Below are 21,998 nucleotides of genomic sequence, written 5' to 3'. Positions count from 1 at the left end.
CGCCGCAGGCGGCAAAGCTTGCTCTCTCCGTCGCGCCTCCTCTCCCCACCGAACCCGCTTCGCTGGGCTTCGGCGGGGCTCCCCGTGCCCCAGGGCGGGGCAGCACAGGAGGGTTCGGGAGCGTGCAGATGCCCAGCCAACACCAGAGCTTACTGGAGCAGCTGCAGCACGCCCTGGGGCACTTGGTTGGCCTGGGCCAGCATGGCCTGGGCGGACTGGATCAGGATGTTGTTCTTGGTGTAGGCCATCATCTCGTCGGCCACGTCGGTGTCGCGGATGGTGGACTCGGCATCCTGGATGTTCTCCTGCATGACGGACAGGTTGTTGATGGTGTGGTCCAGGCGGTTCTGGGTGGCGCCCAGAGTACCGCGGACATCAGAGACATAGTTGATGGCGCTCTTGATCTTGTCCAGAGCCTTGGCAGCGCTGTCCTGATCGCCGATCTTCATATCGGTGAGGCCCAGAGCGTCCACGTGGCAGTCCTTGATGCCCACCTTCAGTTGGTTGAAGCTATCGGAAGTATCGCCGATCTGCAGGGTCAGGGGCTTGCCGGCATTGGGCTTCGCCGCACCGTTGCTGGTCTTTGCCAGAGTAGTCCACTTACCTGCCTTAGTGCCGGTGGCATCTTGGATACCTGCGCCGGTGACCGTGGCATTCTTTGCAGCGTTGACCATGTCTGCGCTGACTTTGCTATCCTTAGCCGTAACCTTCGACAGCAGGGCCTGGATGTCCGCGGCGGAATAAGAGGCCTGGCCAGCAGATGCTTTTGCAACAGAGATCGTGACGTTGCCATCTTTATCGACCACAGCGCCCGCCTTGCTCGCGTTGCTAACAACAGCAAACGAGAATTTCAGCTCCGAACGGCTGCCGTTGGCATCAAACACAGAGTCGGCCATAATATTCACATCTACGCCAGCCGCCTGAGAAGTCGCAGCACTCTTAATGGTGGTAGTGCCATTGGCGGACATGGAGCCGTCCAGCAGCTTGATGCCATTGAAGTTGGCGGAATCGGCGATACGGTTGATCTCGCTCTTGAGCTGATCGACCTCCTTCTGGAGCTGCTTGCGGTCGGTGCCGTCCTCAAAGGTGCCGTTGGCGGACTGCTCGGCCAGCTCATACATGCGGTTGAGCATGTCGTGGACCTCGGTCAGGGCGCCCTCGGCGGTCTGCACCAGGGAGATGCCGTCCTTGGCGTTGTCCTGGGCCTTGTCCAGGCCGGTGATCTGGGCGCGCATCTTCTCGGAGATGGCGAGGCCCGCGGCGTCGTCACCGGCGCGGTTGATCTTGTAGCCGGAGGACAGCTTCTCCAGGTTCTTGGACAGGGCGGAGGTGTTGTTGGCGTAGTTGCGGTAGGCGTTCATCGCCATGATGTTATGCTGGATCCTCATTTCGATCGTTTCCTTTCTTTCTGAAATGATATTGGGTTTGCTGGTCCAACGCACCGATCCCTCATGTGCGTTTAGTGGTTTGGCAGACCAACACAGACGCCGTGGCCTTTGGCGGGCTGTGTCCCTGCACTTCGATTTATTTCAACCGGTTCGCGAGACCGGGTGAAACCAAACTAAGGTGGTTATTTATACGTCCTGGGCTGTTTTGCTGCGGAGCAGGGCCTGTATTTGGCCGGACAGCTCCTCCTCCCATACCGTTGGAAGCAGGTACTCCAACTGTGCACGCAGCGCCTGGGCTTCCTCCCGGCTGTCCCCGGCCTCCATCCGCTCCAGGAGCTGTTCCATTGTGCGGACGGCCCGCTCCCGCTCCGCACTCCAGTGGTAGACGGCATCCCGGCCTTTCCTGGCGCGGCTGCGGGGAAGAGATGCCAGGCACTCCGGCCGGGGAGCCCCCGACCGCTCCAGTACCTTTCCCCGCACAATGGGGATGCTGCGGTCGGCCTCTACCCGAAGGAAGGCGCGGCTGCCGGAGAGCTGAGCGAGCTGTACCACAATGTCGCCATGGATGGTGAGATACTCACCGGGGCGCAGAGAGAGCTGAAGCATGGGGGATCTCCTTCCTGTGGCCAGCGGCGCGCATCCATGCGCCGCGTGCAAAAACATCGTCATAATATTGTGGACGCCTGCTTACAGGCTTCAGCCGCACGGATGCGGCCTCTCGTTTCCCACTCGGCGGTCCGGAGAATGTGGATGGAAGGGCGGAGGCTCCCCACCGGCGTTCCATCCACGCTCTCCAGCCGGAATCATGGGCGTTCACCGGTGTCCCGGCCGGCATATTGTCAAGGCGGAGCACAGGACGCCTGGAAAGGGTCAGGCGCTCCTGTCCTGCCCCTGTAAATCAAAAAACTGTTCCAGCCCACGGGCTTTGATATTTTTTGCCGCGTTGACCTCACGGTCATGAACCGCGCCGCACTCTGGACAGACCCAACCACTTCGCCTGTAATCCCGCGCATGGAGCGCGTCCCGCGTCAACCCACAGGCCGAACAGCTCCGGGTGGTAGGGAGATACCGGTCTACCTGAATAAATGCTTTTCCCTGGCGGGCCAGCTTGTAGCACAGCATCTCCCGGAACATCCCGAACCCCGCCTCCTTTACGGCGCTCCCGGCCTGAATCAGCGTGTCCGTCATCGCACCCAGATCGTCGCCCCTCACACATACGGCATCCCAGGCGTTGGCTATCCGTCGGGATTCCTTGTGGAGGAAGTCTCTGCGCTGATTGGCGATGTGCTCATGGAGCAGGCGGTATTTCAGTACGGCTTCCTCATAATTTTTTGAGCCAGGCTGCATTCGGTTCAGCCGCCGCTGAAGATGCACCAGCTTTTCCTGGGACTGTTTCAGCCAGCGGGGTGGATCGGCCCTGTTGCCCTGGTCGTCCACATAAAAGTGGCGCAGGGAATATTTCAGCCCTAGGGTGCGCTCCGGAGCGGGAAGGACCGGCTCCGGCGGCTGTACCAGGCTTTCATACAGGACATAAGCGTAATAGCGGCCCGTCCGGGCCTTTTCCACTGTGACGCGCTTGAGCTTCCACCCGTTTTGCGGGCGGCGTGGAAAGACAGCCCGAATCATTCCGGCCTTGGTCATGCGGATGCCGTCCCGCGTGGTATAAATGGTCGGGCCGGAAGTAAACACATGATTGCAGGCGGTGAAGGAGTCCCGGTCATCTTTTTTTCGCTTAAAATTGGGATGCCCAAAAGCCTCCGGATTTTGAAAAAATAAACGGAACGCCCGGGACAACTGGTTGTGCTCCTGAATGAGTGCCTGATTATCCACTTCTTTTAGAAAAGGGGCTCCCTTTTTGTATTTTGCCGGGGTAGGGATGAAGTGGACGCCAGTCTCCAAATAAAACCGCTGCTGATCAGCCAGCATCTGGTTCCAGAGATAGCGGCAGCAGCCAAAGGTCTTTTCAAAAAGTTCTGCTTGCTCTGAGGTTGGATACAGGCGCAGCTTGAGGACATTATATTGTTTTTCTCTGGATGCCATCGTGGCCGCCCGCCTCCAAATCCATGCTTTGCTTTTGGCTGCTTACAGAAATGTGTACCTTTCTGTGAAGCTGCCTGCTGTCTCTATACATTATCCTTATCGTCCAAATCCTCGTCATGTTAAGAGTTTTTTGAAAAAGATTTTGAAAATTGGGGGCTTACAGAAAGGTACACCTTTTTGTGAAGCTGCCTGCTGTTCAACGTTTCGTGTTTTCGTACCGTTCCGCCCGGTAACGGAAGGTAGCCAACGGCATTCCGCACTCCTTCGCGGCGGCGGTCCCTGTGAGTGCCCCGCTTTTCCATTGCAGATAGGTGCTCAGGTAGTTATCGGGCAGCGGCTTTGGCGGCCGGCCGAACCGTACCCCTCTGGCCTTGGCGGCCGCAATTCCCTCCGCCTGACGCTGACGGATATTGGCACGTTCATTTTCAGCGACAAAGGAGAGTACTTGCAGCACAATATCGCTCAAAAACGTGCCCATCAGATCCTTCCCCTGTCGGGTATCCAGCAGAGGCATGTCCAGTACCACAATGTCAACGCTTTTTTCTTTGGTCAATATTCTCCATTGCTCTAAAATCTCGCTATAATTGCGACCCAGGCGGTCAATGCTCTTAATGTAGAGCAGATCGTCTTTTTTTAATTTCCGCAGAAGCCTCTTGTACTGCGGCCGCTCAAAATCCTTGCCGGACTGCTTATCTATAAATGTGTTCTCCTCCGGCACCTGTACTTCCCGCAGGGAAATGAGCTGCCGCTCCTCGTTCTGTTCCCTGCTGCTGACCCGGATATAGCCGTAAACCTGCCCGTTCAAGGCAGCACCTCCTTGCTGATAGAAATGATCTTGGAATAGTGCACCATAAGAAAAGGCAGAGTTGCAAGCCCCTGTTCCAGCTAAAAAGCCGTGGGCGAACTCCCACGGCTTCCTATAAGATATTTGGACTTGTTTCATTGCAGGCTGACTGTGGCCATGCTTGGATTTTTGTATCCTAGGGCTTGTTTGAAAAATGCCAACATGCCCAATCGACGGGCCTTTTAACCGCTGGACGGCGCAATTTTTCCTTGAAATCCGTCAGGATTCCTGCGAAAAAATTGCTTGCCAGCGGCCCCAAATTCCGCCGCCGGGCATATCGCCAATTTTCAAACAAGCCCTAGGGGGTACAGAACCGGATTTGACAAATTGGTAGTATGGATACCTATTTTGATTGCACAGGAATTTGCCCAGGGAAATCTGGATGCTGACATTCAAAGCAACCCAAATGATAAAACCGGCGATCAGGTTTTCAGCGGAGCGCAGCGTTGGTTCGGGGAGCGGCCGAACAGGCCGGTTCTATGGAAGAGTTCAAACAGGGCTCCGATGAAATTGAGAACATTATCAGGACGATTGATAATATTGCATTCCAAACCAATATTCTTGTATTGAATACAGCGGTGGAGGCTACCATCAACCGGATAACCCTCTGTTTCTGTCCAGCGGGGGATTGTGTCCTTGCCGGCCTGCCATGCCAGTTGGTTGAGCTTCACCAGTTCCTGCCGCAGTCCGCCTACGGTTTTCGGCAGAATTTCTCAGACCTCATTGCCCCTGCCCACGCAGAGAAGGCTCCCGTCCCGCATGTTGATGGGGATGAGCAGAGGTTCCCCGCCGTATCCGATATCCACCCCCCACCATCTGGCTCCGCCTCTGCTGTGTCGGTCCGCATGGGGGTTCCAGTGGGATCACAAATCCAGTTCCGATAACGTTTCCGTGGCCCGGTCATCCCCCTGTATGGCCAGGCCGCACATCAGGTTTGATGCTTCGCTGGAATCTATGTGGACAGCAGAGGATGGATCAGCCCGTCCTGCTGCCGGAAGTCGGTGAGTTCCAGGGCCTCCACATCACCCAGCCGCTGGATGTTCTGAATAAGGCTTTTCTGTTTCTCTGAGATTTGTTCCGGTGTCCAGGACAATCAGTCCTTCGCTCCTGCTCAGACCTGCATTTCCAGCACAGGCCCTTATAACCCAGGGGCGTGCCGCAAATGGGGCAAGTGTATTTCAAGCTCATGCGCCTTGGCACCTTTCAAACGATAGAAAAACGCCCTGCGATACGCTGTCCGTTGGACAAGCTGACGCAGGGCGTATAAAGGCCGCAAAGAAAGAGCCGCACCGATTGCCGGATGTGGTTTCCTTCACAGACGAAATCGATTTTTATCTATAAACGAAACTGTCTTCGCCGGATTTTTTTACATTTTCCTCCAATATCTTCGGCATCCCACCTGATGCAACACATAACATACAGCGCACGCTGTCAGCATACGATACTAGTTTGTTTGGTGGATTCTGTTTGAAACAATATGGTAGGACCGTTAATTTTGCCGAGGAATGTGCCTTACTTCTTTTCCACCGGGACCCAGACCTCGCAGTAGTAGTCCTGGTCCTGGGTGCCGTCCTCAAACCTGCTGGCGTCGCTATACAGCTCCACATTGATGCCTGCGGCGATCTTGTAGTCGGGGTTCGTGGGCAGCCACTGGGAGAAGATCTGCTGGTTCAGTCCCTGGAGGGCTTGGGGCATCCGGCCAGTACAGGGGAACACCGCCCAGGTATGGGCCGGGATGGTGCGGGTGGTGAAGCCATCGGGGATCTCCTTGGCCGGATCGTAGTTGTCGGCGATAAGATATTCAAACTCGTTGCCGCCCATGCTCTCGTCCAGGTTGATACCGTACATGCCGCAAACCACCTTGCCGCCGCCTGTGCCGAAATGCTCTGCCCAGAACTGGGGAACCTGAGCAGCGGCGTCCTCATACTTGAACGTCTTTGCCCGGCAGAGCACCGTGAACGCCTCTTTTTTCATAATCTTGCAATCCATGTTTTGACCACCTTCCAATGTCACTTTAATTCGAAGCGGAGCAAAGGAGCGGACCGCGCCTCCGCTTTTTCGCAGTGCGGCAGGTGTGAGACCGTGGAATCGGACAAAAGCCTTGGTGAAGCTGTCCGGCGAATCGTAGCCGAACTCCAGCGCGATATCGATGATCTTCCGGTCTGTCGTGAGAACCTCCAGCCCGGCGGCGGAGAGCCGGCGCTGGCGGATGTAGTCGCCCACCGTCATACCGCACAGCATGGCAAAACCCTTCTGAAAGTAAAAAGGGGATAGGGCCGCCTGCTGCGCGATCTCCCGGATGGTCAGCTCCTCCCGGAGATGTTCTTCGATATACTGGATCGCCTGATGAATACTTGCTACCCAATCCATTGGTCACACCGTCCTTCTGGATTCAGCATAGCAGAATGTAAGTGACTCTGCCCGACTTTCCGTGCCTATATTTGTCCGGTGGTAGTTATCTCCATGTTCAGTGGTGCACTCTCCCAATTCATACCTTATGTTTTTTTCGCGTCAGGAAAACGCCGACCATTGCCGCGATCAGAGCAAAGGGCGCCAGACGGACAAAGCCCCATTCAAAGGCGTGGATGGCCACCCCCATAACGGCGGTTTCCGGGGCGCTGTAATCCCAGCCCAGATAGGGACTGTTTACCGCGGCCAGAACCGCGGCGACGGCCAGGATGCCCCCGCACACCGCGATGAGCAGCCAGTGGAGGGCCGCCCGCCGCACGGCCTTTCTCCGGGCAAACTGCAAATTGATGATCTCCAGCTTTTCCGAAAGGGCTTTGACCTCGTCCGCCTCCGACTCCGCCACTGTCTCGCCCAGCAGCGTGCTCACAGGCGTCTCCAGGGCCTCCGACAGGGCGATCAGCAGATCGGAGTCCGGGACGGACAGGCCTTGCTCCCATTTTGAGATGGTCTGCCGCACCACGTTTACCTTGACCGCCAGCTCCTGCTGGGAAAGACCCTTGGATTTCCGAAGGGCTTTGATAGTTTCGTTCAACATATGGGCTCACTCCTTTCACCCCCCATTGTAGGGAAAGCGGCCCGTTGCCGCAAGCAACGCAGAGTAACACGGTCCTATTTTTGCAGTTCCCGCCGCAAATCGTCCAGATACCGTTTCTGCTGCCGCTTCAGGTATCCGGGGACAAGGGGGCGCATCCACCAGTGTTTGGCGTTAACGGTTTCGATGCAGGTTAGCCGGGCGCCGCCCTCCGCCGTCTCAAAGATCCCCACCCAGGTCCCGGACATGCTGCCGTTTTCCATGGTGAATGCCCAGCGGCAAAGCGGCTCGCAGGCCGTAACGGTAAAATTCGTGGCATAGCCGCTTTTGGTGTGTTCCACAAAATGGGTTTCATTCAAAATTTCCACCCGGGCCAGGTCGCCGCGCCAAGCGGTATTCATTAGGTCGGTCACGGTCTGCCACACTCGCTCCACCGGGCAGGGGAAGTGGACGGTCACCCTGGAAGCCGCCATAGGATCACCCCTTTTTCGGTTTCTTGTTTAACTTCAGACTGACGCCCCGGCGGTCCGCCGCCTGCTGGACCAGCTCCACAGCGGCGAGGGCCCGCTCCTTGACAGATTGCCCAGCCAGCTCCGTCCGGCTGTTCAGATCAGCCATCACGGACTGCAAATCCTCCAGGGGCAGGAGATAGACCGCCGTGTTGAAAAGAGTTTTGCGGCGGCCATCGTTGAAACGGGCCAAAAGTGAATCCAAGATCGCCCGTTTTTCCCCCAACTGAGCCAGATAGGCCTCCAGCCCCAGTTCCCGGACCTTGGCGATGTCCTGCTGTCGGCTCCGGTGAGGGACAAAGGAATCCCAATCGTCGATGCCATCGTAGCGGGGGCAGGGATACTCCCGGCACTCCCAACAAAACTGGATGCCCCCGTGCTCCAGGGAGCACTTAGCCATAGTGCAGCTCTGGTTGCCTGCTCCGCCTCCGCAGCCGGGACAATAGCCGCCCAGATGCATACTGCACAAATCGCAGTTGAGACCGCACAGGGAGAAACGGGTTTCCATGCGGGTAAAGCCTTTCATTCTGTTCGCCCCTCCCTTAAAACCACATGGCCTGCTTCTCAGGCTCGCCATGGCCCCGTGCTGCCAGAAAGCTCATAGCGGGCGCGTTGACGATGCCCGGCGTCTTGGGCGGGAGATAGAATTCCTTGTGCTCTTTCTTGTTGTCAAAGACCATGGTCATTTCCTCCGCTTTCTCTGAGGCCCGCTTCTCAGTGCCTCACAGGTGATACGCACCAGCTCCGTCATCTGTTCCCGGTTCTCCACATCCTCCACCAGAAAGGAATCCCTGGCCCCCTCATAGGGCGGGGCCTTGGGCAGGTCGGGAAACGCCGCTTCGCCCTGCGGGGTGACCTTGACGAAAAGCTGGTCGTCACAGACGACGGCGAAGAATACATCGTCGCAATAAAGGCCATATTCGCCGAACATCTTCCGGCTGCGGATGGCTCCGGCCTCCCGCAACTGCTCGGCCATATAGTTCACAAAATCCGGATGGGACGCCATGTCAATTCCTCCTGTAACGATCGGCCAATGTTTCAGTCAAATCCCCAAGCTGCTCTCCGGCTCTTCCCGCTCCGGCAGCTCCGCCTTTCCTGATTTTTCTGTATTATACCACAGGAACACCACAACTGTCTGTCATGTTTTTTTACCTTGCACTTTTTTTGCCCATTGGGTACAATAGGGGCAGCGGGGGGATGATTGTGGGAAAGATCGTGTTATATCTTGCCATGAGTGTGGACGGATATATTGCGGACGAGCAGGGCGGCGTGAGTTGGCTGGAGGGAGACGGCAGCAAACCGGATACCTCCGGCAGTTATCCGGCGTTTTATGAGACGGTAGAAGCCATCGTCATGGGTTGGACTACGTACCATCAGATCGTCACGGCGCTCTCTCCGGACATCTGGCCCTACGAGGGCCGCCCCTGTTATGTGGTGACCCACCGGCAGGGAGAAAATCGGGAGAATGTCTGCTTCTGGAATGGGGAACTGACCGCCCTGGCCGATCAGCTAAAAACGGAGTCGAAGGGAAACGTCTGGATCTGCGGCGGTGCGTCCGTGGCCAGGCAGCTATTGAAAGAGAACCGCATTGATAAATTGTGGCTGTCAGTGATTCCTACAGTGCTGGGCAAAGGCGTGCGGCTGTTTCCGGGGCTTCATCGGGAACTGCCGCTGAAGCTCGTGGCAACAGAACATTACAACGGAATCGTGGATCTGGTCTACGAAAAGCGGTGACAAGCGTGGAAATCAGAAGGGTTGAAACCAATAAGAAGCAATATCTTGCGCTGCTATTGCTGGCGGATGAGCAGGAGGACATGATCGACCGTTACCTGGAGCGTGGGAGCATGTATGTGCTGGAAGATGACGGAGTTAAGGCGGAGTGTGTCGTAACCGACGAGGGCGGAGGCGTTCTGGAGTTGAAAAACATCGCCGTGGAGCCGGACTTTCAGGGCAAAGGCTATGGGAAAGCCCTGGTGGACTTCCTCATTCGAGCCTACGCGGGACAGTATACGCTGCTACAGGTGGGTACTGGGGACAGCCCCTCCACCATCCCGTTTTACGAGAGCTGCGGCTTTTGCAGGCATCATCTGGTCAAGAACTTTTTCACTGACCACTACGACCACCCCATCTATGAGTGCGGAGTCAAGCTGGTAGATATGGTGTATCTGCAAAGAGAACTATGAAAAGCGGAGTGCCTGCCGGCCACTCCGCTTTCTGGCTAATAGGGGTTGCCTTGATATCCGATGTGCAAGAGAGGCTCCGATGGACGGTACCATCTGTCTCTGCGGCTCCTCCGCAGAAATGGTGGCCGGAAGACCGCTCACGTGGGCCCATAGTTGCCGAACTGGGTGTGGCTGCCGCCCTCAATCTCCACAGTGTTTTCCGCGTAGCCGATGTGATCCTCCACACTCTGGTTGAGGGAACTGTGCTCTGACCTGTCAATGACCGTCCATCAGAAGGACATTGACAGGCGGAAGCACACCTGGTATAGTATTTATTGCAGTAAAGTGAGGTGGGCACGATGTTGTTCGGAAAATTCTGCATTGATTTTGGCTCCACACAAGTTTATACCACAAAACATTGTGCGGAGCCTTACTGGAATTTCAACCTGTAAAACCGGGAGGACAGGGCAGGAATTCACTGCCTTGGGTTTGTTGTACCCCTTTTTGCAGGCTGACTGGAAAAGATAGACCATTTCAGGCCGCGGACGATGTTTTGTCCGCGGCCTTTTGTGATACCCATTTTAGGGGGATGGAGCAGAGGGCGCACAGTATTGTGCTGTCCTCTGTTTTTTGAAAGGAAGATATTATATGCCCCAAGGACAAGATTTATTGACCGGGAGCGTGCCGAAAAAACTGATTCGGTTCGCCTTTCCGCTGTTTCTGGCAAACCTGCTGCAGGCCCTCTACAATGTGGTGGATATGCTGGTGGTAGGCAAAATCGTGGGAAAGACTGGATTGGCCGCCATCAGCAACGCCTCCATGCTGTGCTTTATCATCAATTCCCTTTGCATTGGCCTGACTATGGGAGGGAGCGTTCTGGTGGCCCAGTGCAAGGGCGCAAACGACCAAACGGGTCAGCGGGACACGATCGGAATGCTGTTCTTTCTATCGCTGGTGGGTTCCGCTGTTGTTACCATCCTCGGCCTCGCCATTTATGAGGCCCTCTTTCAGGCGTTAAATGTACCGGCGAATGCTTATCAGGATGCCTGCGGCTACATGAAGATCATTTGCTGTGGAACGGTGTTCGTTTTTGGCTATAATGCGGTCTGTTCTATCCTGAAGGGGTTGGGCGATTCCCAAACGCCTCTCTTTTTCGTAGGTGTCGCCACGGTCCTCAATGTGGTGCTGGATGTGCTTCTGGTTGGGCCGCTTTCCATGGGCACGGCAGGCGCAGCCTGGGCCACTATCACGGCTCAGGGTGTTTCCTTTATGGGTTCCCTGGTATATCTACGGCGGTATCAGCCGGGCTTTTCTCTTAGAAAAATCGAGTTTCATCGGGAAAAGCTGCTGGCCATCTTGAAGGTTGGCCTGCCCACCGCCATACAGATGGTTGTGGTGAACACGGCCTATCTGCTGGTGACAGGGATGCTCAACCAGTTTGGAACTCCGGTGGCCGCTGCGTCCGGTGTGGGACTGAAGATCAACACCTTTGCCGGGATGCACTGCTGGGCCATCGGACAGGCAATAACCGCCATGGTGGGCCAGTGTTTGGGGGCTGGCCAAATTGAGCGGGCCCGCAAGGTGGTGCGGTCCGGCCTGTTGCTGAACCTTTCGGTCACTGCGGCGGTAGCGGTGGTGGTCCAGCTTCTGGCCGAACCTCTCATCTGCATGTTTGACGGCACCAGCCCGGAGGTGATCCGCTGCGGGGTGCAGTACCTGCGTACCTGCTGTAGTATAAACAGCCTGATCTACGCCGCGATGTACACACTAGATTCCTTTGCCATCGGCGTGGGAGCAGCCCACGTGGCCATGGTCAATGCCCTGTTGGACGCCGTCGTTGTGCGCCTGCCAGTGGGATGGCTGCTGGCATTTCCCCTCTCTCTGGGCTTTTCCGGGATCTATCTGGGCCAGGCCCTTTCGCCCATCCTGCCTGCTCTTGTGGGGCTGGTCTACTTTAAAAGCAGGGTTTGGGAAGGGAGAACGCCGGTGCATAAACCGCCAGCACAGGGCAGCCGAAACGAGTAAAAGGAGAAAAAGAATATGAATGAATCAAACATCTATCCCCGGACGGGAGACCGTCAGACAGTTTATCTCAAGCATGCCGTGAAAGCTCCCAGTATTATTGTCGGGGACTATACCATATACAACGACTTTGTTTATAACCCTGTTGACTTTGAAAAAAACAATGTGCTGTATCACTATCCCGTCAACCAGGACCGGCTGGTGATCGGCAGGTTCTGCTCCATCGCCTGCGGGGCCAGGTTCCTGTTCAACAGCGCCAACCACAAGCTGCAATCTCTCGCCACATATCCCTTCCCAATCTTTTTTGAGAAGTGGGGATTGGAGCGGCAACAGGTGGCCAAAGCCTGGGACAACAAGGGGGATATTGTGATTGGAAACGATGTGTGGATTGGCTACGAGGCGGTCATCCTGGCGGGTGTGACCGTTGGAGACGGGGCTGTCATCGGCGCCAGGGCCGTTGTGACAAAAGATGTACCACCCTATACCATCGTAGGTGGTATCCCTGCGAAGCCAATCCGAAAGCGGTTTTCTGAGGATCTCATCGCGGCTTTGCTGGAACTACGGTGGTGGGATTGGCCGGAGGAACGGCTCAAGGCCAATTTAGATGCGATCCAGTCGGGACGGCTCGATCAAATCAGATGACCTGTTTTACGGTCAAAGCTGAGCGGTTCATTTTAATTTGGGGTGTTGTGATGTTTTTGTGAAATAATCACTTTTTGACAACCTTGTTTTTGCTGTTTCCGTTTACTTCCAATCTGCCTGTGGTCTTACATTTGGTCAGAGAGCCCTTCTTGACCAGGTGCAGCAAAACGGCTGCCGCCTGTTCGGAAGGGCTCTTTTCATGTTCGGGTTTTGGGTATTGTACCCTCAGAATGTCTGAGAAGCAAGTTTTTCATATCAGGCATATCAGATTTTATTATGTAATAGACAAAGAATACACCGACTGAACGAAAAATCCACCTAAGGGGACGACAAACATTTCCTCTGACTGCGCAGGAAGTCGTTTTATCAGTTCAGCGTTTTCCGGAAGCATACTCGCCCATATGGATGTCTACCACTCCCCTGGGCGGCTGGATCAGAGCATCCTCATATCGGCATTTCCATTGAAGCTCCCGGCTCATCTGGCCGTCCGCTATGCCATCTATCGTTTCCCCATCCTTGATGGGGTTGTCATTTGCCAGAATATACGACGCCGCATTGTAGGCGTGGTTCACCACCCAGTTGGGATCCATTCCGTGGAAATGGTACTGTAGGTCCGGCAGGAACAGGGTACTCATACCCACCGTGTCGATGAGCATATCCTCGGTTCCCTGAATGTTAAAGAAACGGACATTGACCCCGAAGCGGATGAAGCGGTCCGCCCCCTCGATCTGTTGAGAACACACATCCTCAGCCAGAAGCAGCTTGCCGCAGTTCTGAAAGTAGAACGCCTCACAGGTGGGGTACAGCTCCGCCAGGGCCTCCACAAAGTCAGCATCCAGGTTGGCCCGCTCCAGAACTAAAAGCGCCGCTGCCAGCATATCCGTGGCCACGACCTGATACCGGCACTCCCGGAAGATCCGTTCCCGGTCCTCCTGACAGTCCCACATCTGACTCATGAGGAACGCGTCGAAGCCTTTACCCTTAAATTTGCTGCATCCCATCACCATGAGCTGTACCGGAGCCTTGACATCCTTGAATTCCGCCATATGCTCCAGGGCGGCAAAGCCTGCTGTCTTTTTATCGTGACAGAAACACTCCGCCGTCCCGATGTGTTTTTCCATCACAGCGGTCATTTCTGCTTTTCCAGGCATAGACACCGGCTCTTTGAACAGCATCTGAATGAGATAGGGCCCGCCGGGACGGGAGCCTTTTTCATCATTCAAATTTTGCTGGAATACTTCATTGCTCATTTCGTTTCCTCCTTTTTGTTAGGGAATAACTTGAATCGAAACTCCAGTTCCTGCTGGACGATTTCTTGGGGCAGTTTCCAGGGATTGGCTCAGATACCAGTCCTGGTAGGATCGCTTTTCCATGTCCTGCTCCTAAAGGTAGAGTTGATAGCCGGCCTTATCCTCATCATCCCATGTGTCATACTGTTTTTTTCCTGGATATGGCTTCCCGCAACTGCATCCAATTCCTCCACCGTGCGGCTCGCGGCCCAGGCGTGGTCCACATAGCCGCATGGGAGAAAAGGATGCGATTATTGGATGTGCCCGCGGAGAGCCGGGCAGAGGTAGTCCTGCTCCAGTTTGTTCCGGATTCCGCTCCAAGTGGATACGCTTGCCATGTTACCACCTCTCAATCACAATAGATCCCCACAACCAGGATATAGTCATCATCTCCATGGGCATAGTACCATATGGTTTCGTCATCAGGATAGAGCAGAAGCTGGTCGCCACCTGCGTCTTTCCAGAACTCGCCCGATACGCAATACCGCTCTACATGGAGGGTCAGATCAAATATTCCGAAAAGATCAATGATCACGTCTGTGGATACATAGATGTCTGCGGTCGGCAGGAAAAACTTCCGAACCTGGGACGGAAGTGTAAAGCCCAGCACTTTTTCTCAACTTCCAATCTGCTCCTCAGTGGCAGCGGGCTTGATCTCATCAGAGGGGCCAAGAGCCTTTGCCAATGCCTTGGAGAACTTGAGGTAGCAGCGAAACAACTCTGGGTGTTTCGCCTTGAATTCCGTTTGCGTTTCCCGCTGCACCCGCTTTTGCTCCTCGCAAAAAGCATCCAGCTCTGCCAGATACCGCTTGGGATAGAGATTGCTGGCCTCAAATACCACGCCACCTTTTTCCAGAATGGCGGTAGCTCCCTTTTGACTGGTAAGCACCGGAACCCAATGGAAATCATGCTGGCAGGGTGTCAGATTCAGAAATTCTCCCCGGTTGAGCAGGGGCTCCAGTTCCGGCACATGCTTGTCCCACCAGCCCTGCCAGCTTTCGGGGGGGCCGTCCTTCGGCTAAGTCCAGGAGTTTTGCTGTCGATGTCTCTTTATCCATAGTCCGGTCGTCCGTTTCAGGAAGGGCAGTGGTAGATACTCATGGCCCCATAATCGGTGTGCAGGACAAGTCCGCTCTTGGTAAAGGCGAAATTCGTCTGCCGCACCACAAAGAGATCATCGATGGATACCAGCAGTTGGCCGCTGCTGGTATCCCACAGCTCTATAGGGGAACTGCCCCGTTCCTGCTGAACGGCCATCAGACTGCCCCTTGTCCGAACCGTGCAGGTATCCGAAAAACTTAGTCCCTGCCGGACGGCAAACGGGAAAGGATTGTCCATTTCCTCTCCGGTCTGGGTTAGATAAAACTTGCCGCCCACAGAGAAGCACTGGTCATCCGGGGAGAAAAAGGGATGCCAGCCCTCATTGGGGACCGCTACTTTTTGGGCGGACTTCAGATCAACCAGCACATACTCGCCTTCGTTGACGCAGTAGGCCGCTTTGCTCTGCTGGGGAGAGAGCATCCCGAAGCAGTAATAAGTAAAATTCGGAGCTTTCGACTTCCTGCATTTCACCGTTTCCCGCCACACCTCTGTATTGCACCCAAAGTCAAAGACAACAATCTCCTCTCCTGTGTACCACAGGGCCAGGTCGCCGCTGGCATCCAGCATGGTTCTCATGCTGTTTTTCTTGTTGGCAAAGGGCGTGATCTCATGGGTTCGGAGGGAGAACTGCTGGAGAAGATAGCTGTTGTTCATCAGCAGGGTATCATTGGAGCAGAGGATCTGCTCATAGGTCATTCTCTTAGCCCCTAGGGAAACAGTTTCTAGGACCTCTCCGTTGCCATCGAAGTGATAGAGGATCTCGTCCTCAAAATCGCCGGCCACCCTCGTCAGGAAGAAGTCATCCCGTGTGAGGGCGGTGGCCAGGGGGAGAAACCCGTTGCTGTCCTTCCCGACAAACCGGTGGCACTGCGCTTCTCCAACGGCGGCGTCTGGATTCTGATAGATAAATCCTCTCCGCATTTGGCCCATCATGGCGCTGGCCGCCTTGCTCTTGACTTGGAAGGCGGAGTCACACAGGATCTCCTTGACCTTCCCGCCATTCAAGCAGGTTCGGATGGTATAGCCGTCAATTTCGATCTGCCACTGTTTGTTGGTGGCAGGGTTGAGAAAGACTTTTTCCATCATAGCTTTGATCGTTCCTCCTTTCGGATCAGGATGCTCTTTCCATCAGCGTTAATGCTGTATAGGTCGTCCAGATGGATATGGAAGCCATCCGCACAAGCGGTTTCCGCCATACCAAGAGCGGCTTTCGCCAGCAGGAGCAGACCGGCCCGGTTGCCCGTCAGTTCCAGCTCACTTCCACCAGCATGGGTGAGGAAGGTGAGACGGGCACCCGGTTCCGCAGGGAGGATGGGCAGATGTTTATCATTCCATTGAATGGTCAGTGTTTGAGTTTTCATCGCTTGCCGGGGCGCCTTCCATCAATCCCACCAGAGATACCAGACAGTGGACTGCCGCAGAACATCCGCCAGATTGCCCACTGTGGGTTCATCCTGCTCCTGATCCACAATGTCCGGGCAGAAGCCGTACTGCTCTGTGGCTACCTCCATGGCCTTCTCCTGGGAAACAGGGGCCGGGAGGTCAAACTCCAACTCGTCGTGGCTCATGGCGGCAGGGATGGCGCCATACTGCTCGAACCAGTATCTCGCCACTGCCATCAGGTCCGGGGTGTCGGGGCACTCATTCCAGTTGCCGAAGGGCAGGTAGGCGAAGATCTCCCAGGGGTTCTTTACCGGGATCTTGGCCAAAATGAGGGGATAGGTCATGTGGCTATCCGAATCCCAATAGCAGGAGAATCGGTCATTGTCATAGCCGCCCTCCATCTCTCCAAGAACTTCCTCCTCCCAGTCCATGTCATCGTCCTCGGCTTCTTCCTTGCGCTGGCCGGTCAATGCCTCCAGGACTGCCTTGCCGTCCTTGATGGGGGCGGAGAGCATCTTCTTCCGGTACTCCGTCACGGTTTTGAGGTCAAATTCATAGCAGTCCGCGTCGTGCTCCGGGTCGGCGTTCATCACCAGGCACTCCAGCAGCGTCTCGTCGTCCGCTCTGATCAGCACCGGCACGAAGCCCTCATGGGCGGCGTCCCGCCTGGCGTAGCTGTATGCCGACATGATGGGGTCGTCATCTGCCATGGAAGGGAAATAGGTGCATTCACAGTCCAGATACTCCATGATGGCCTGAGCCACCTCGGAGGGCTCCAGCGTATCCTCGTCAAAGTCCTGACCCTGCCAGTTGGCAAAGCGTTCTTCGATCACCTCTGCCATAGCCTGGTAGTAGTCCTCGTCAAAGGGGATGAACAGGTACGCCTCGTCCTGGATCTCCTCGGAGTAATTGCGCTCCGGCCCGATGACGCTGACGGCGTAGCTGTCGATATCGCTGGGATAGTAAGGGCTGTCGCTCTCTCCGTAGTAGTACCCGGCAAAGGCCGCGCCCTTCTCGTTGAATAGAGCGCCAAAGAGCTGTCCCTTCAGTACATCGCGGATGAAAGAACGCAAGTCCGCTTGCTTGATATCTGCCAGAAACGCCTGATACTGCTCGCTGTACCGCTCGATAAATTCTACACTCATCAGGTCATGCTCCATGCACCAGCGCAGGTAGATGGCCATGTGATTATAGGCGTTGATCTCGTCCACCGGCAGATGCTTCTCCCGGATGGTCTCCAGATGCCAGGCAGCATCGTCCATATTGCCTATGGGGTTCCCGTCCGAAAGGGTACCGCTGGTAGCGGCATTCTGACGGTCAGGCTCCGCCACAAAGCTGATGCCGTTCATTTTATCCAGCAGGGCGTCCGCGTCGTGGGCCAGTTTGTACTCCAGCTCGTCCCGGTAGAGGGGGAGCACCTGGTAGAAGTTGACCTCCTCGCCGCTCGGCAGGGTGCAGACCTCGCTGCCGTCCTCCGTCCCCTGGGGGGGCGTGAGAATGGCGGCGCACAGCTTCGTGTTCTCTGCAAAGTCCTCCTCATTGTCCATGGTATGGCCGAAACCCAGCCAAGTATCGCTGGCAATGGGCAGTCGGGCCAGGGTTTTCAACAGGCGGATGGGCCAGTACCACCGCTCATTCTTCAGATCCTCATGCTTCAGCTTCCAGTTCCTCGGCAGCGCGATGGCCAGCTCCGCCCGCTCCAGCTTGTATTCCGCCAGCGCCCCCGGCACATTCATCCGGTGGGCGCCCATGCCCATGGTGACCAGGGTGTAGTAGTCCCGCTCCTGGGAGGGCGGCACCACGCAGATGTCCACATGGATGTCCGGGGAAGACAGCTCATGGAACACATGCCCAAACTTGCCGAAATACTGCTGGATGTGCCCCTCGACGGCCGCCAGTTCCTCCTCCGTATAGACCTCGGGAACACTGGATTCCTCATCCTGGGGGGCTTCACCGTCCGGGCCGTCCTCACGGTCATCATCCGGACCGCCAGCCAATGACTCCCAGGAGATCTTTAGGGTCATCTGATCTTCCGGCAGGCCGACGCCGGGGCTGCGGGTGATGGCGTGCTTATCATCCTCCGCAAAACCGATGGTTTCCCCAGCGTGGAGTTCCATATCATTCTCCAGCACATAGGAGGCAAGGCTGGCTAAAAAGTCCCGCAGGTCGCCTGGCTCGGCATCGGTGCCCAGCACCTCCATCTCGTCCTTGCCGAACACATCCATGCCGTAGGTATAGCCGTTCATGCCGTTCTCATCCCGCCAAAGACCAAACCAAATCCAGTTGAAGATGGGCAGCTCGTCCTCCCGCATCATGTCTGCAAAGCCCTCGTAGAAGCGCGGTTCAAACACTACGCCGCTGGTGTAGATGCCGGTGGCGTATTTCTGGCGGCAGCAGGCAGCCACCAATTTGGTATAGAGTTTGCCCTTCTCCAGAACATCTTCCTCTTTGCCAAGCACCGCCACCATGATGTGGGCGCGGTGCTCCCTGGCAGCTTTTACGGCATCCTCCCACATATAGTTGTTTTCCGCGTTGGCCTCGGCTTCGCCGCCGGGAATGGGACAGGCCGCCAGACTGACGGCAGCGACCATGCCGCCCACCTCGAATACCAGAGCGTCGTCGCTCTTGTCCTCGCTTGCGTCGTATTCCTCCACGGGGATGTCCCATTTTTCCTTCATGTCCCGGATGAACTGCGCCTTGTCCCATTCTCCCCTGGACAGCAGGACAAAGCCGGTGAAGACGCCCGTGTGGTCTGTCTCGCCGTCTGTTTCCGCCTCGCCCCGCTTTGCGATCTCCTCCTGGCACTCCCGGATCACCGCCGGGGCGTTCTCATCCTCAGGGTCCAGCTCCGCCCACCGCTGGGCGTAGGGAATGGCTTTCTCCTCCTGCTCAAAGAGATATTGATAGGCATAGGCCATCCGCATGTTCCACTCCGCCTTGTCCTGGCCCTCCTCCCAAACGGACTCCAAGACATCGATGGCGCGGAGCAGGGCCTTGTCTCCCTTGTAACGGGGCGTGCCCTCGTCATGGTCCCCAATGATGGCGTAGTTTTCCAGCGCTCGGGCCAGAGCGTAGGTCGTGCGGTAGTTCCGCCAGTCCTCCGGGATGGCGTTCAGCGCCTGGATACAGCGGGTGTACTCGTCCGCGTCGTTCCACTGCTCGATCTGTGCGAAAAACTCCTCCGCGTTTTCCGGGGTGTAAGGGATATAGTCCATGCCCGTCAGCGGCTCGGCCAACTCGGCGGCCTGCCCCCCGTCAGCCGGCTCCTCCTCAGGTGGCGCTTTCAGGTTCACCGTGCCCGCTTCACGGCGGAATGTGTGGAAGCTGGCCCAGGGAATGCCGCTGTCCTCAAAGAACGCCTTGGCCATCCTGAGTGCGGTGCGAATGTCCCAGGCGATAAAGTCCACATAGCCGCAGAAGAGACCGGTGGCCCCGCCTGTGAGGGTGAGCACTTCCGGGCCTTCCCCGGAGGTGAACACCTCCTCCAGCTTGTCCCGGAAGTCGAAGAGCTTCTGGCTTCCTTCTTCCTCCCGCAGGGTATCCAGGGGATAGCAGAAGAAGCCCGCCACCGCGCCGTCGGCATGGAGAGCGTCCATGAAGTCGTTGTCTTCGTTCAGATAGCCGTTGATCAGAGGCACGCAGTTGGTGGAACCGGCGATCACATCCAGCCGCCAATCGGCGTCCGGGTCTTTATTGGGCTCCATTTTGTAGGCGAGGCAGCTGTCTAAGTACGCTTCCGGGGCGGTGGAGAGGTCCACCCCCCGCTCTTTCAGCTTGTCCGGCAGCTGGGAGAGGAGAAGGGAAGGCTCCGCCCTGGGCCCCTCCAGCACATCGAAGCCGTCGATATACCACATGTGGGAGATCTCACCCAGCACCTGGTCGGTGAGGGTGGTTAGCATCCACCAGGCCCGGCCTTCCTCTTTCCGTAGCATGGGCAGCAGCTTTTCACAGTAGGCGGAGATAGTAAAACTGTTTTCACCCTGCTCCTCCAACCAGATCTGCACGTCATCCCCGGAGATATCCCAGCCGTCGTCAGTGCGCAGGCCGATATCCCGGATGGGCTGGCGGCCCACCAGGATGTTCCAGTGTTCCAGCACCTCCTTGGGGGCGTGCTTCTGAAAGTAGACCAGTTCAAACAGCTTGACCCTGTCCCCCTCCGGGGTGAGGATCAGCTCGTACTTCTCTCCGTTGAAGCCCATTTCGAAGGAGATCTCGTCAAAGACCAGGTTCAAAGTATCTTCCATTTGGGCCACAATCTCCGCGCCACGGGTGTGATCCTTGTCCTCGTCCATCATCTGGCGCAGTGCCCCTTCCATTTCGGCAAAGGTTTCCCACCAGTCCTCTGTCCGCTCCCGGAAGCACTCCGAGAACTGCGGCAGGGCAATGCCTTTCTTGCACGAATCAATCAATTCTTTGGTATCCGCGTCATCCGGGCGGGCCTCCAGCGCCTTTTCAAAGTACCGAAGGGCGCGCCCCTCCTGGTCCAGATAGTAATAGGAATAGCCCATGCGGAAGTTCCAGTAGTGGTCGCCTTCGAAGTATTCCTCATGGGGCTTCAGCAAAGCAATCGCCTTTTTGAGCATATCCTTGCCGCCTGGCTTATTTGGGTCTGCCAGATTGTTATAAGCCCGGGCCAGCTCACTGTCCATCTCAGGAGTGCGTTCCTCGGCGGGGATAGCCTCCAGCGCGTCAATGATCTTCTGGTATTCGTCGTTTTCATGCCACCTCTGGCACTGCTGTAAAATGTCCATATCCGGTTCCTCCTCATTTTCTGGTTTCCAATCTTTAATCGGCTGGAACACGCCATGCTCATCCCGCTCAAAGGCGCAGGGGGCGGGCGTATTCAAAAGCGGGATAATGTCGGAATCGTCGTTGCAGATCGTGTTCAGCTTGTAAAGCCCGGCGTTGTTGGGGTCGTCCATGTAATCATCGCTCTCGTCACCGGCGGTGAAGCGCCAGCCGCTGTCCCAGTCGCCATCCGGCTCCTCCCGGTAGCAGTAGCCAACCTTGCAGCCCTCCACCGTGATGCGGTTGGTGGCGATGCAGCCATCGGCCCCAGCCCAGTCGGGGAGCAGATTCTTCATGTCCTCCGCCTTCACATGGTAGCTGCGGTTGCGGCCAGCGGACTCGTACAGCTCCTTTCGCAGCGCCGCCACCTGATGGGCCATCTCCTCGATCTCCTCATCGCTCATCAGATCGTGGAGGTCATAGGACAGGGGATCTTGGGCGAAATCTGCCAGAGCCTTGTCCATAGCGTCGTGCTCCTCTGCCGTGGCTGTGACACGGATGCGGCGGGAGGGGGTGTTATACTCGTCCAGATCATGGAGGTTTACCCCGCCGCTGACACTACACTCCAGCAGGATAGCGGCCAGATCAGTGACGACATCAATGGCGAAGTGAAAGTCGATCTCCACGCCATTGGAGTGGGTGAACTCAAGATACTCCACCGTTTGGTGGAAGTCCCAGTTCTGCTTGTCCAGCCCGACCTTGGCAAAGATTTCGCTGAGAGGGATCTCCTCTTTCTTCTGGTCCTCCAAAAACGCCACAAGGTTCAGACTGTCATCGGAACCTCCAATAAAGTTGCCCCAGTATTTGTCGATATACATCCGTCATGCCT

At 56.3% G+C, this 21,998-nt stretch carries 22 protein-coding genes; 5 read left to right on the top strand and 17 right to left on the bottom strand.

What is annotated here, in order from left to right; all coding sequences use genetic code 11:
• Window positions 1-149 precede the first annotated feature (149 nt).
• The 4 genes from ACESY8_RS06210 to ACESY8_RS06195 form a co-directional block, all read right to left on the bottom strand.
• Window positions 150-1,388 carry a flagellin N-terminal helical domain-containing protein gene (locus tag ACESY8_RS06210; protein ID WP_054339582.1) on the bottom strand — a complete coding sequence of 413 codons (1,239 nt, stop codon included), beginning with the start codon at window positions 1,386-1,388 and terminating at the stop codon, window positions 150-152.
• 186 nt (window positions 1,389-1,574) lie between these two features.
• Entirely contained in the window at window positions 1,575-1,994 is a 420-nt protein-coding gene (locus tag ACESY8_RS06205) for a carbon storage regulator (RefSeq protein ID WP_054339583.1), read from the bottom strand.
• Between the two features lie 264 nt (window positions 1,995-2,258).
• Window positions 2,259-3,428, bottom strand: a complete 1,170-nt coding sequence (locus tag ACESY8_RS06200; RefSeq protein ID WP_009260949.1) for an RNA-guided endonuclease InsQ/TnpB family protein — start codon at window positions 3,426-3,428, stop codon at window positions 2,259-2,261.
• A 196-nt stretch (window positions 3,429-3,624) separates the two neighbouring features.
• Window positions 3,625-4,233, bottom strand: coding sequence for a recombinase family protein (locus ACESY8_RS06195; RefSeq protein ID WP_054338418.1), 609 nt, complete (start codon window positions 4,231-4,233; stop codon window positions 3,625-3,627).
• Window positions 4,234-4,751: 518 nt separating this feature from the next.
• Between ACESY8_RS06195 and ACESY8_RS06190 the strand changes: the two genes are divergently transcribed.
• Entirely contained in the window at window positions 4,752-5,156 is a 405-nt protein-coding gene (locus ACESY8_RS06190) for a methyl-accepting chemotaxis protein (RefSeq protein ID WP_024723290.1), read from the top strand.
• A 68-nt stretch (window positions 5,157-5,224) separates the two neighbouring features.
• Here the strand turns inward: ACESY8_RS06190 and ACESY8_RS06185 are convergent, their stop codons facing one another.
• The 7 genes from ACESY8_RS06185 to ACESY8_RS06155 form a co-directional block, all read right to left on the bottom strand.
• Entirely contained in the window at window positions 5,225-5,365 is a 141-nt protein-coding gene (locus ACESY8_RS06185) for a hypothetical protein (RefSeq protein ID WP_164468428.1), read from the bottom strand.
• A gap of 419 nt (window positions 5,366-5,784) precedes the next feature.
• Entirely contained in the window at window positions 5,785-6,642 is an 858-nt protein-coding gene (locus ACESY8_RS06180) for an AraC family transcriptional regulator (protein WP_044942881.1), read from the bottom strand.
• A gap of 118 nt (window positions 6,643-6,760) precedes the next feature.
• Complete coding sequence (locus ACESY8_RS06175) at window positions 6,761-7,276, bottom strand: helix-turn-helix domain-containing protein (protein WP_044942883.1); 516 nt, start codon at window positions 7,274-7,276, stop codon at window positions 6,761-6,763.
• Between the two features lie 74 nt (window positions 7,277-7,350).
• Window positions 7,351-7,746 carry an SRPBCC family protein gene (locus ACESY8_RS06170; protein ID WP_009260953.1) on the bottom strand — a complete coding sequence of 132 codons (396 nt, stop codon included), beginning with the start codon at window positions 7,744-7,746 and terminating at the stop codon, window positions 7,351-7,353.
• A 4-nt stretch (window positions 7,747-7,750) separates the two neighbouring features.
• Window positions 7,751-8,308: a DUF3795 domain-containing protein gene (locus ACESY8_RS06165; protein WP_024723293.1), complete on the bottom strand. Its 558-nt coding sequence runs from the start codon at window positions 8,306-8,308 to the stop codon at window positions 7,751-7,753.
• Window positions 8,309-8,324: 16 nt separating this feature from the next.
• Window positions 8,325-8,462 carry a hypothetical protein gene (locus ACESY8_RS06160; RefSeq protein ID WP_009260955.1) on the bottom strand — a complete coding sequence of 46 codons (138 nt, stop codon included), beginning with the start codon at window positions 8,460-8,462 and terminating at the stop codon, window positions 8,325-8,327.
• Window positions 8,463-8,464: 2 nt separating this feature from the next.
• The gene (locus tag ACESY8_RS06155) at window positions 8,465-8,788 is read right to left on the bottom strand and encodes a TfoX/Sxy family protein (protein ID WP_007493162.1); all 324 of its coding nucleotides are present in this window, start codon (window positions 8,786-8,788) and stop codon (window positions 8,465-8,467) included.
• A gap of 191 nt (window positions 8,789-8,979) precedes the next feature.
• On the opposite strand from ACESY8_RS06155, the gene ACESY8_RS06150 reads away from it, so the two are divergent.
• The 4 genes from ACESY8_RS06150 to ACESY8_RS06135 all read left to right on the top strand — a co-directional run bounded on the left by ACESY8_RS06150 (window position 8,980) and on the right by ACESY8_RS06135 (window position 12,608).
• Complete coding sequence (locus ACESY8_RS06150) at window positions 8,980-9,516, top strand: dihydrofolate reductase family protein (RefSeq protein ID WP_054338417.1); 537 nt, start codon at window positions 8,980-8,982, stop codon at window positions 9,514-9,516.
• Between the two features lie 5 nt (window positions 9,517-9,521).
• Window positions 9,522-9,965, top strand: coding sequence for a GNAT family N-acetyltransferase (locus ACESY8_RS06145; protein WP_035301026.1), 444 nt, complete (start codon window positions 9,522-9,524; stop codon window positions 9,963-9,965).
• 627 nt (window positions 9,966-10,592) lie between these two features.
• Window positions 10,593-11,969, top strand: a complete 1,377-nt coding sequence (locus tag ACESY8_RS06140) for an MATE family efflux transporter (RefSeq protein WP_054338416.1) — start codon at window positions 10,593-10,595, stop codon at window positions 11,967-11,969.
• Between the two features lie 15 nt (window positions 11,970-11,984).
• The gene (locus tag ACESY8_RS06135; protein WP_434307939.1) at window positions 11,985-12,608 is read left to right on the top strand and encodes a CatB-related O-acetyltransferase; all 624 of its coding nucleotides are present in this window, start codon (window positions 11,985-11,987) and stop codon (window positions 12,606-12,608) included.
• 371 nt (window positions 12,609-12,979) lie between these two features.
• Here ACESY8_RS06135 and ACESY8_RS06130 read toward each other — a convergent pair whose 3' ends face one another.
• The 6 genes from ACESY8_RS06130 to ACESY8_RS06105 form a co-directional block, all read right to left on the bottom strand.
• Window positions 12,980-13,858 carry a DUF4261 domain-containing protein gene (locus ACESY8_RS06130; RefSeq protein ID WP_044942891.1) on the bottom strand — a complete coding sequence of 293 codons (879 nt, stop codon included), beginning with the start codon at window positions 13,856-13,858 and terminating at the stop codon, window positions 12,980-12,982.
• Window positions 13,859-14,246: 388 nt separating this feature from the next.
• Window positions 14,247-14,507, bottom strand: coding sequence for an SMI1/KNR4 family protein (locus ACESY8_RS06125; protein WP_243427568.1), 261 nt, complete (start codon window positions 14,505-14,507; stop codon window positions 14,247-14,249).
• 6 nt (window positions 14,508-14,513) lie between these two features.
• On the bottom strand, window positions 14,514-14,867 hold the full coding sequence (locus tag ACESY8_RS06120; RefSeq protein ID WP_243427567.1) for a hypothetical protein: 354 nt from the start codon (window positions 14,865-14,867) through the stop codon (window positions 14,514-14,516).
• Between the two features lie 104 nt (window positions 14,868-14,971).
• Window positions 14,972-16,084, bottom strand: coding sequence for a hypothetical protein (locus ACESY8_RS06115; protein ID WP_054338415.1), 1,113 nt, complete (start codon window positions 16,082-16,084; stop codon window positions 14,972-14,974).
• On the bottom strand, window positions 16,081-16,359 hold the full coding sequence (locus ACESY8_RS06110; protein ID WP_054338414.1) for an Imm32 family immunity protein: 279 nt from the start codon (window positions 16,357-16,359) through the stop codon (window positions 16,081-16,083). Before ACESY8_RS06110 ends, ACESY8_RS06115 begins: the two co-directional genes overlap by 4 nt.
• Window positions 16,360-16,380: 21 nt before the next feature.
• Entirely contained in the window at window positions 16,381-21,987 is a 5,607-nt protein-coding gene (locus ACESY8_RS06105) for an immunity protein Imm33 domain-containing protein (protein WP_054338413.1), read from the bottom strand.
• Between the last annotated feature and the right edge of the window lie 11 nt (window positions 21,988-21,998).

The sequence above is a fragment of the Clostridium sp. ATCC BAA-442 genome, from assembly GCF_964239415.1.
Lineage (GTDB): Bacteria > Bacillota > Clostridia > Oscillospirales > Oscillospiraceae > Flavonifractor > Flavonifractor plautii.
The sequence above is the reverse complement of the archived record's forward strand: the minus strand, read 5'-3'. Positions and strand labels throughout refer to the sequence as shown.

Excerpts from the sequence above, each read along its gene's own strand:
- ACESY8_RS06210 (WP_054339582.1), bottom strand. The coding sequence starts at position 1,388 with ATGAGGATCCAGCATAACATCATGGCGATGAACGCCTACCGCAACTAC.
- ACESY8_RS06205 (WP_054339583.1), bottom strand. The coding sequence starts at position 1,994 with ATGCTTCAGCTCTCTCTGCGCCCCGGTGAGTATCTCACCATCCATGGC.
- ACESY8_RS06200 (WP_009260949.1), bottom strand. The coding sequence starts at position 3,428 with ATGGCATCCAGAGAAAAACAATATAATGTCCTCAAGCTGCGCCTGTAT.
- ACESY8_RS06190 (WP_024723290.1), top strand. The coding sequence starts at position 4,752 with ATGGAAGAGTTCAAACAGGGCTCCGATGAAATTGAGAACATTATCAGG.
- ACESY8_RS06180 (WP_044942881.1), bottom strand. The coding sequence starts at position 6,642 with ATGGATTGGGTAGCAAGTATTCATCAGGCGATCCAGTATATCGAAGAA.
- ACESY8_RS06175 (WP_044942883.1), bottom strand. The coding sequence starts at position 7,276 with ATGTTGAACGAAACTATCAAAGCCCTTCGGAAATCCAAGGGTCTTTCC.
- ACESY8_RS06170 (WP_009260953.1), bottom strand. The coding sequence starts at position 7,746 with ATGGCGGCTTCCAGGGTGACCGTCCACTTCCCCTGCCCGGTGGAGCGA.
- ACESY8_RS06165 (WP_024723293.1), bottom strand. The coding sequence starts at position 8,308 with ATGAAAGGCTTTACCCGCATGGAAACCCGTTTCTCCCTGTGCGGTCTC.
- ACESY8_RS06160 (WP_009260955.1), bottom strand. The coding sequence starts at position 8,462 with ATGGTCTTTGACAACAAGAAAGAGCACAAGGAATTCTATCTCCCGCCC.
- ACESY8_RS06155 (WP_007493162.1), bottom strand. The coding sequence starts at position 8,788 with ATGGCGTCCCATCCGGATTTTGTGAACTATATGGCCGAGCAGTTGCGG.
- ACESY8_RS06150 (WP_054338417.1), top strand. The coding sequence starts at position 8,980 with ATGATTGTGGGAAAGATCGTGTTATATCTTGCCATGAGTGTGGACGGA.
- ACESY8_RS06140 (WP_054338416.1), top strand. The coding sequence starts at position 10,593 with ATGCCCCAAGGACAAGATTTATTGACCGGGAGCGTGCCGAAAAAACTG.
- ACESY8_RS06135 (WP_434307939.1), top strand. The coding sequence starts at position 11,985 with ATGAATGAATCAAACATCTATCCCCGGACGGGAGACCGTCAGACAGTT.
- ACESY8_RS06130 (WP_044942891.1), bottom strand. The coding sequence starts at position 13,858 with ATGAGCAATGAAGTATTCCAGCAAAATTTGAATGATGAAAAAGGCTCC.
- ACESY8_RS06115 (WP_054338415.1), bottom strand. The coding sequence starts at position 16,084 with ATGATGGAAAAAGTCTTTCTCAACCCTGCCACCAACAAACAGTGGCAG.
- ACESY8_RS06110 (WP_054338414.1), bottom strand. The coding sequence starts at position 16,359 with ATGAAAACTCAAACACTGACCATTCAATGGAATGATAAACATCTGCCC.
- ACESY8_RS06105 (WP_054338413.1), bottom strand. The coding sequence starts at position 21,987 with ATGTATATCGACAAATACTGGGGCAACTTTATTGGAGGTTCCGATGAC.